This is a genomic window from Rhodococcus sp. NPDC080181 (genome assembly GCF_040702225.1).
GTDB classification, from domain to species: domain Bacteria; phylum Actinomycetota; class Actinomycetes; order Mycobacteriales; family Mycobacteriaceae; genus Rhodococcoides; species Rhodococcoides fascians.
Genome location: NZ_JBFBKN010000066.1, coordinates 1 through 1,436, shown reverse-complemented (window position 1 = coordinate 1,436; position 1,436 = coordinate 1). Strand labels below are relative to the sequence as shown.

The following is a 1,436-nucleotide window of genomic DNA, read 5'->3' as shown; positions in this document are numbered from 1 at the left end:
TGCACTGGACCCCGTGGGTTGGACCGGTTAATGGAAATCCTAGGCTGCGAGGGCCTGGGCTCGGTATTGCACCGGGCTCAGGCCGTCGAGTCGTAGCGAGATGCGGTCGTTGTTGAACCAGTCGATGTAGTCCTCGATCGCGGTGTGCAAGGCGTCGAGGTTCAGGTATCGGACGTGATGAAACATCTCCTCTTTGAGGTGACCGAAGAAGTTCTCGATGATCGCATTGTCGTAACAGTTCGCTTTGCGGGACATCGATTGGATGGCTCCCGCATCGGCCAGCAACCGCCGCCACGACGAGTGCTGATAGTGAAAACCCTGATCCGAGTGCACAATTGGATAATCCTGTTCGCCGAGGGTGCCCAACGCGGCCCGCAAAGAACGGTTGGTGAACTCCGTCGTCGGGGACCGACCGATCGAATACGAGATGATCTGGCGGTCGAACAGATCCATCACCGGCGACAGATACAACTTCGCCTCCCCGACCCGGAACTCGGTGACATCGGTGACCCACTTCTGATTCGGGGCCGCCGCCGTGAACTGACGGTCGAGGATGTTCGCCGCGACCGCCCCGACCTGACCCTGATACGAGACATACCGTCGACGGCGCCGCACACGGCACGCCAACCCGAGCTCACGCATCACCGCGAGCACGGTCTTCTTCGCCACCCGCCACCCCGCGTCGACGAGGACTCGGTGCACGCGTCGATGCCCGTAGCGTCGGTGGTTTTTCTCGAACGCCCTGGTCACCGCCGCTTTCAACGCAGCCTTCGGATCGGGCCTGCGTAACTGCGCTTGACGGTAGAAGAACGTCGACCGAGCCAACCCGGCGACGTCGAGCAACACATCGAGACGGTACTGCGCCTTGAGGGCGATGACAGCGAGAACCTTCACCGTCGTCCCTGTTCCCTCAAGGCCCGCAATTTTCCCAGGTACGCCACCTGCGTGCGCAGCCGCTCGTTCTCCTCACGGAGGCGGTCCAGTTCGCTGGCCTCCCCGGGATCAACTCCCGGTGCCGGTCGACGTCCCGCCCGCTTCGGCCGTAGCGCCTCGTCGCCGTCGCGGCGGTATCCGCGGACCCAGGGCTCGATGATCTTCGCCGACGACAGTCCGTACTCGCGAGCGAGCTCGATCTTGTTCTCGCCAGCCAAAACACGTTGCACCACAGCAAGTTTGAACTCGAACGAGAAGTGTTGTCGATCCGGTTTCTCCACCAACGCATTCCTCCCTCGAACCCGCCAACGGTCGTAGAGCAAGATCACTGGGCCCGCCCCGCCACCGACCTTCGCAGCAGCCGAGACGGCACCCACACCATCCTCGAACAACGCTACCGCCGCGACCCGCTGATCCTCGGTAAGTGAACTTCGTGCACGCATACAAAACTCCCCGGTAGTCGGAACTGAATTACTCAGTCCAACTTCCGGGGAGCTGTGCAA

2 protein-coding genes are annotated in these 1,436 nt (G+C 61.9%); both read right to left on the bottom strand.

Annotated elements, in window-relative coordinates:
- Positions 1 to 39: 39 nt before the first annotated feature.
- On the bottom strand, positions 40 to 894 hold the full coding sequence (locus AB0O58_RS26715; RefSeq protein ID WP_032373666.1) for an IS3 family transposase: 855 nt from the start codon (positions 892 to 894) through the stop codon (positions 40 to 42).
- A complete protein-coding gene (locus tag AB0O58_RS26710; protein ID WP_032373665.1) occupies positions 891 to 1,376 on the bottom strand; it encodes a helix-turn-helix domain-containing protein in 486 nt (161 codons plus the stop codon). The genes AB0O58_RS26715 and AB0O58_RS26710 overlap by 4 nt, the downstream gene beginning before the upstream one ends.
- Positions 1,377 to 1,436 lie beyond the last annotated feature (60 nt).